This is a genomic window from Paraburkholderia sp. (genome assembly GCF_034668105.1).
Classification (GTDB): domain Bacteria; phylum Pseudomonadota; class Gammaproteobacteria; order Burkholderiales; family Burkholderiaceae; genus Paraburkholderia.
This window is the reverse complement of the sequence record NZ_JAXDPY010000456.1, coordinates 1-7,222: the sequence shown is the minus strand read 5'-3', so window position 1 is coordinate 7,222 and position 7,222 is coordinate 1. Positions and strand designations below refer to the sequence as shown.

General features: G+C 62.8%; 5 protein-coding genes and 1 pseudogene. 1 reads left to right on the top strand and 5 read right to left on the bottom strand.

Features of this window, described 5'->3' with window-relative positions:
* Positions 1 to 138: 138 nt before the first annotated feature.
* Complete coding sequence (locus QOC89_RS20460; RefSeq protein ID WP_323046682.1) at positions 139 to 1,176, bottom strand: TRAP transporter substrate-binding protein; 1,038 nt, start codon at positions 1,174 to 1,176, stop codon at positions 139 to 141.
* A gap of 439 nt (positions 1,177 to 1,615) precedes the next feature.
* Here QOC89_RS20460 and QOC89_RS20455 point away from each other — a divergent pair, with 439 nt between their 5' ends.
* Positions 1,616 to 2,788, top strand: a complete 1,173-nt coding sequence (locus tag QOC89_RS20455; protein WP_416340430.1) for a porin — start codon at positions 1,616 to 1,618, stop codon at positions 2,786 to 2,788.
* Positions 2,789 to 2,958: 170 nt separating this feature from the next.
* On the opposite strand, the gene QOC89_RS20450 is transcribed toward QOC89_RS20455, so the two are convergent.
* The 4 genes and pseudogenes from QOC89_RS20450 to QOC89_RS20435 form a co-directional block, all read right to left on the bottom strand.
* The gene (locus QOC89_RS20450) at positions 2,959 to 3,888 is read right to left on the bottom strand and encodes a D-2-hydroxyacid dehydrogenase (RefSeq protein ID WP_323046681.1); all 930 of its coding nucleotides are present in this window, start codon (positions 3,886 to 3,888) and stop codon (positions 2,959 to 2,961) included.
* A 63-nt stretch (positions 3,889 to 3,951) separates the two neighbouring features.
* Positions 3,952 to 4,662: a GntR family transcriptional regulator gene (locus QOC89_RS20445; RefSeq protein ID WP_323046680.1), complete on the bottom strand. Its 711-nt coding sequence runs from the start codon at positions 4,660 to 4,662 to the stop codon at positions 3,952 to 3,954.
* A gap of 49 nt (positions 4,663 to 4,711) precedes the next feature.
* Positions 4,712 to 6,583, bottom strand: a pseudogene (locus tag QOC89_RS20440) (TRAP transporter large permease subunit).
* 77 nt (positions 6,584 to 6,660) lie between these two features.
* Positions 6,661 to 7,222: TRAP transporter substrate-binding protein (locus QOC89_RS20435; RefSeq protein ID WP_323046679.1), on the bottom strand; the 562-nt coding region annotated here is incomplete at its 5' end.

Below are 7,222 nucleotides of genomic sequence, written 5' to 3'. Positions count from 1 at the left end.
CGCGAGCTGTGCTCGAGGCGCCGTGTTGAACCGCTGCAGCCGATGCCAGACCGGTCGTGGCTTCGACGGTCCGGCCGATACCGCGATTGCCGTAGTGCTGCCTGAGGCCGCGCGTCGTCGAGCTGGCGCGACCCGCCGTCAGGCAAGCGGATGCGTGTACTTCTCGAGCAGCGACCACGCCTCGTCGCCGTACTGCTTCCGGTATTGCTGGTAGAACCCGGCCTTTTGCAGCACGGCGCGGAACGGCGCGACATCCGGCTTGTTGAAAACCATCCCCTGCGACTTCAGCTTGGTTTGCAGCGTCGCGTCCAGCGCGGCGACGTCGGCGCGCTGGTTCATCGCCGCGGCGTTCACATGTTTTGCGACGATCGCCTGCATTTCCGGCGGCAGCTTGTCCCACGAGCGCTCGTTCGCCAGGAACCAGAAGCCGCTCCATATGTGGTTGGTCAAAGAGCAGTACTTCTGCACTTCATAGAAGCGCGAGGTTTCGATCAGCGTCAGCGCATTTTCTTCAGCATCGACCACCTTCGTCTGCATGGCCGAATAGGCTTCGTTGAAGTTGACGCTGGTCGGCGCCGCGCCGAGCGCCTTGAACAGCGCCGTCCACAGTGGGCTCACCGGAACGCGGATTTTCAGGCCCTTCAGGTCGGCCGGCGTATTGATCGGCCTGAGTGAACTCGTCACCTGCCGAAAGCCGTTATCCCACGTCTTGTCCATCGCGACGAGGCCGACCTTGGAGATCGCGTTGCGGATGTACTTGCCGAGGTCGCCGTCCATCGCGGCCCATACCTCGTTGTAATCGTTGAACGCAAACCCGACACCGTTGATCCCCGCGACCGGCACGAGCGACGACATGATGTCGCCGCCTTCGGTCAGGAAATCGATCGCGCCGGAACGCACCTGCGAGAGCATATCGGTGTCGCTTCCCATCTGGCTGTTCGGGAAGATCTGCAAATCGATGCGGCCGTTACTTTCCTTGCTGATCGCAGCAGCGGCTTCTTTCGCACGCACGTTCATCGGATGCGAGAGCGGCATGTTGTTCGCGTACTTCAGCTTGTATTGCGCGCTCTGCGCAAACGACGAGCGCGGTGTGAGCAATGCGCCGCCGGCACCTGCCACGGCGATCGACACGGCACCGAAACTCTGCAGGAAGGCGCGGCGTGAAAGCTGGTTCATCTTGTCTCCGTTGTGGAAATGAGCGCATTGCTCCGCGAGCCGATGAAGAGCCGCACGATGCAAGGCGAAGGGCTTTGTTTTATTGTCTACACGAACTTTAAAAGTGTTGACACATTGGTGTCAAGGTGTTGTTATTAAAAAAGACAATGTAGACAGTCAAAACAAGAAAAACGGAGACGCAGATGAACTTGCAACGAACGGCCGTGCGAACGTCCAGCCATCGAACTTAGTACCCCGAAGGTCCAACTTTTCCTGCGACAGGGCGCGCCGCGCCTTGCCGCTTGTCCTGTTGCGCGCACCGTTTCCAGGCATGCGCAACATCCACTCCGTCCAACAACAAGTGAAAGGAGACTCAGCAGTGAATCAGCTTCTGAACGCATCACCGAAACACCCTCCCGGGCACGCAGCGTCGGCGCACGCGTCGGCTGGCCGGATGTTCATGCGCACGCTCTGTGCCCTCGCGGCGACGGCCGCCGCCACGGCGGCGGGCAGCACCTATGCGCAAAGCAGCGTCACGCTATACGGGATCATCGATGACGGGGTCAACTACACGAGCAACGTGCAGACGAGCCCGGGCAACGGTCATCAGCAGTACGGGATGTTGAGCGGCGTGCTGAGCGGCAGCCGCTGGGGCCTGCGCGGCAACGAAGATCTCGGCGGAGGCTTCAGCGCGCTGTTCGTGCTGGAGAATGGGTTCGACGTCAACGGCGGCAAGCTGGGCCAGGGCTCGCTCGAGTTCGGCCGCCAGGCGTTCGTCGGCGTCTCGACGCCGTACGGCACGCTTACAGCCGGCCGTCAGTACGATCCGATGATCGATTACGTCCATCCGCTCACCTCAGGTGCGATGTTCGCCGGCAATCTCGGCGCGCATCCGGGCGACCTCGACAACCTGAACAATACGAACCGCGTGAACAACTCGGTCAAGTACCAGACCGCGAACTATGCTGGCTTTTCGGCCGAGGGCATGTATAGCTTCGGCGGCGTACCGGGCAGCATTGGGGCGAACCAGATCTATTCGATCGGCGCCGGTTATACGCACGGCCCGCTAAATCTCGGCGTCGCTTATCTGAACGCGCACAATCCGAACGCGTCGTTCTTCGGCACCGCGGTGGGCGCGACGGCGGCTAGCAACAACCTGGGCAGCTCGCCGGTGATCAACGGCTACGCGTCGGCCCAAAGCGAAGCGGTGCTGACGGCCGGTGCGACCTACACCATCGGCGCGGCGATGCTGAACGCCGTCTATGCGAACACGCGGTACAACAGCCTGAGCGGCATCGTATCGGCATTGAACCCGGCCGGACTGAGCGGCACGGCCACGTTCAACAGCGCGGAACTCGGCCTGCAGTACGCGGTAACGCCCGCGCTGTCGCTCGCCGCCGCTTACACCTATACCGACGGCGGCACGACGAGCCGTGCAACTTATCAGCAAGGCGCGGTGAGCGCCGACTATGTGCTTTCAAAACGCACAGATGTGTATCTGCTCGGTGTGTTGCAGCATGCGTCGGGTGTCGATTCGACGGGACGCGCAGCGCGCGCGGCGATCAACGGACTGTCGCCTTCGTCGAGCAACCAGCAGGCAACCGTGCGGTTTGCAATCCGTCACAAGTTCTGACGCGTTGAACGGCGTGCCGCATCAGTTGCATCGGCTGAGGAAAATTCAGCACGGCGACGTGTGACGGCCGCCGGCCTGATTGCGAAGCGACTCCGCGCCTGTGGCGCGGAGCGGCATGTAAAGAGGCGCGGGTCAGGCCTCTTCGGGGCGGCAGTTCAACTGCGTCGCGTTCAACATCGCGCGTAATGCTGTTCGATCCCTTGCGCGAGTTGCGTGACGAGCCGCGTCATCGCGACCTGAGTCCGCCATGCGACATGAGGCGTCACGATCAGATCGGTGCGGGGGTTGGACAGCAGAGGATGATTGGCTGCGGGCGGTTCCTGTTCGAGCACGTCGAGCGCGGCATTCGCGATCAGCTTGCGGTCGAGCGCCTCGATCAACGCCGCTTCGTCGACGATTCCGCCGCGCGCGGTATTCACGAGCGACGCGTTGGGCTTCATCCGCTCGAACTCGGCGATACCGAACAGATGCCGCGTTTCGTCGGTCAGCGGGCAATGCAGGCTGATCGTATCGGCCTCGCGCAGCACCTGGTCGAATGCGATGTAACCGTCGCGCACTGCGCTCGCACGCTTGCGCTCCGCGAACAGCACGCGCATGCCGAAAGCGCTGGCCAGTTCGGCGAGGCGCTTGCCGCCGTGACCCGCACCGACGATGCCGAGCGTCGACCCGTACAGATCCTCGAGCGGGTGCAATTCGGCATAGAAGGTGGGTGAGCCGCTCCAGCCGCCCGCATGAACGTCGCGCCAGTAGGGCACCAGATTGCGACGCAGCGCGAGCATCAGCGCGAACGCGTGCTCGGGCACGGAAATCGTCGAATAGCCGGGGCATGCGACCACGCCAATGCCGCGCTTGCGGCACGTTTCGAGATCCAGATGATTGACGCCGGCGGCCGGCACGCCGATGAGTTCCAGTTGCGGTAATTGCGCAAGCGCGTCGCCCGGCAATGGCACCTTGTTGGTCACCACGATCTGCGCGTCGCGGCAGCGCTCCACAACCTGTTCCGGTGTGGTGCAAGGATATTCGATCCAACGATGGGGAAACGGAAAATCCGGCAGATCGACGGACAGCGTCGCGCGATCAAGAAAGACGATGGTCCTCAACTACGACTCCAGTGGGTATGAGGGGGCGCGCGCCTTGCGTGCGCCAGTTTGTTATATCTCTGCTCAACGATCCGACTGGCTTGTCGACACGGTATCGAGCATGCGTTTCTTGCCGGTCTGCACGTGATTTTCGAACGCTTGCGCGGCGGCATCCGCGTGACCCGTGCGTAGCGCATTGAACAGATCGTGGTGCTCCTTCGCCGAGCGCTGCATCTGCGTGTACGAGTAGACCCCTTTGTGCAGATACAGCGTCAGTTCTTCCTCGACGGCCTGATTGATCTTGATGAGCCGCGGATTCTTCGTCGCTTTCATCAACTGACTGTGAAACTCGGTGTTCAGCGCCTGATATTCGGGCGTGTCGCGCGCGGCGACCGCCGCGTCCATGCTGTCGATCAGCGCGGACAGCGAGCGTTCCTCTTCGGCGGTCAGGCGCAGCGCGGCAAGCCGGCCAGCCGTGCGCGCCAGACCCGCACGGATTTCGTAAAGATCCATCGCTTCCTCGAGCGACAGCCGCCGCACCTCGGCGCCGCGATTCGGCACGATGCGTACAAGCCCAGCCTGTTCGAGCGCGCGCAGCGCCTCACGAGCGGAATTGCGGCCGACGCCGATATGCTGCGCGAGCGCCTGTTCGTTGACCCGCTCGCCGGGCCGCAATTCACCACGCTGGATCATGCCGCGCACCTGGTCGCGGATTTCGTCGAGTTTCGAAGCGATCACCTCGGGGGCACGCGCATTGGCCTTGCCGTTTACCACGCCGGTCGTGTCGGTTTTCATGTGAATCGCCTTCCTCATTGCCATTGTTGCCTCTATTTTTGCATAGCATTCATCGGAGAAAGCCAACCGACACCCACGGCACCGCGACGATCACGATCAGCGCTGCAGCAAGCGCGCCCAGGTAAGGCCAGACTCGCCGCATCGCCACGCCCGGATCCACCTTGCTGACCGCGCACGCTGCGTAAAAACCGAGCCCGAGCGGCGGCGCGAAGAGTCCGAGGCCCATCGCGAAGACCACGACCATCGCGTAGTGCACCTCCGAAATTCCGATTGCGCGGGCAATTGGAAAGAGCAGCGGTCCGAACAGCACAATAGCCGGAATCCCTTCGAGAAAGCTACCGAGAATCACAAAGGTAACTGCCGAAATCGCCAGAAAGCCGAGTTTGCCGCCTGACCACGCCACCATCAGCGACGCGAGCTGCGCCGAGAAGCCGGACTGCGTAAGCGCCCAGCCCATTGCCGTTGCAGAGCCGATGATGATCAGGATAGCGCCCGACAGCGATGCGGTCTCGACCAGAATCGGGTACAGCCGGCTCCACTCGAAGCGGCGGTACAGCAGCAGCCCGACCACGCACGTGTAAGCGACGCCGATCGTCGCCACTTCGGTCGCGGTCGCGACACCTTCGACGACCGCCGCGCGAATGACGAACGGCAGCGCGAGCGACGGCACCGCGATCAGCAGCGAGCGCCCGATCTCGGCACGCGACGCGCGCTGCACGCCCTGCAGTCGCTCCTTGCGGCTTTTGAGCCAGATCACGCCGGCAAGCGCAACCGCGCCGACCACCGCCGGCATGAAGCCGCCGGTAAAGAGCGCGGCAATCGACACGCCCGTGACGGAACCGATCGTAATCAGCACGAGGCTCGGCGGGATCGTCTCCTACATCGCCGCGGCGGCGCTCAGCATCGCCACCAGATCGCCTTCGTTCGCGCCGCGCTTTTTCATTTCGGGGAAGAGTCCCGGCGCGAGCGCGGCCATGTCCGCCACTTTCGATCCGGAGATCCCCGACACCAGATACATCGCGCCGATCAGCACGTACGCGAGACCGCCGCGCTTGTGGCCGATCATCGACGCGAGAAAACGGATCATCGCTTCCGCGAGACCCATCGCTTCCATCAGCGCGCCCAGCAGAACGAAGAGCGGTACTGCGAGCAGGATCAAGCTCGACATGCCCTGGTTCATGGTGCTGACGACGATGGTGAGCGGGGCGCCGGTGACGGTCGCGAGATACGCGAGCGTGCAGACGCCGAACGCAACCATGATAGGCACGCCAAGACAGATGATCGTGACAAGCCCGACTACAAAAAACAGAATCAGGCTCGCGGCCGTCAGCGGCGCGAGCGTGCTGCTCGCGAAATACAGCACTACCGCGAGGCCACCGACGATCGCAAGCGACGCAGCGCAGTCGCGCAGAGTCGCGCGTCCGAGCAGCCGCGTGACGGCAAGCGCGAGCATCAGCACGGAGCCGACCGGAATCGCCGCTGCTGGGATCGCATTCGGCAGCCCGAGCGCGGGTGTCGTGATGATCCACTCGTTCATCGCCCAGTCGGTTGCAGGGCCGACCAGCAGCAGCACGAACGTCACGACGACGAAGTTGCCGAAGGTTTCCGCGAAGCGGCGCGCCGGCGGAGACATCAGTGCGACAAACATTGACAACCGCATGTGTTCGCCGCGCCGCAGCGCGATCACGGCGCCGAGCATAGATAGCCAGATGAACAGCATCGACGCGAGTTCGTCGCCCCAGACCAGCGGGTTCTCGAGCACGTAGCGGCAAAACACGTTGCTGAGCAGCAGGATCACTTCGGCCAACAGCAGAATCGCCGCCGGCACTTCGGTGCTCCACTTGATGACGCTTTCCAGCCTCCCGCCAAGGCGCGCGAACTTCGACGGGGAAGCGCGGCTGCCGGACGCGGGGCCGCTCATATCGGCGGCGAACGGCTGCTCGGGATGCACTTGGGATGTCATGGCATGTTCTCCTGAATCGCTTTGACGGCTCAACTTCATGCGAGCTTCTGTGTGTACTTCTCGAGCAGCGACCACGCCTCGTCGCCATACGCCTTGCGCCATTGCCCGTAAAAGCCGGACTTTTTCAGCACGGCGCGAAACGACTGCGTATCGGGCTGGTTGAACACCATGCCGTGCGACTTGAGACTGGTTTCGAGCTGTCCGTTCATCGCGGCGATATCGGCGCGTTCGGCCACCGCCGCCGCGTTCAGATGTTTTGCGACGATCGTTTGCAGATCGGGCGGCAGGCTGCCCCACGAGCGCGCGTTGCCGAGGAACCAGAAGCCGTCCCAGATGTGGCGCGTCAGCGAGCAGTATTTCTGCACTTCAAAAAAACGCCCGGTCTCGATCAGCGCGAGCGGATTTTCCTCGGCATCTACCACCTTGGTCTGCAGCGCCGAATACGCTTCGCTGAAGTTCACGCTGGTGGGGGCCGAATCGAACGCCTTGAACATCGAGGTCCACAGTGGACTGACCGGCACGCGGATCTTTAGGCCCTTCAGGTCCGCCGGCGTCTGCACCGGCTTCACCGAGCTTGTGATATGGCGAAAGCCGTTG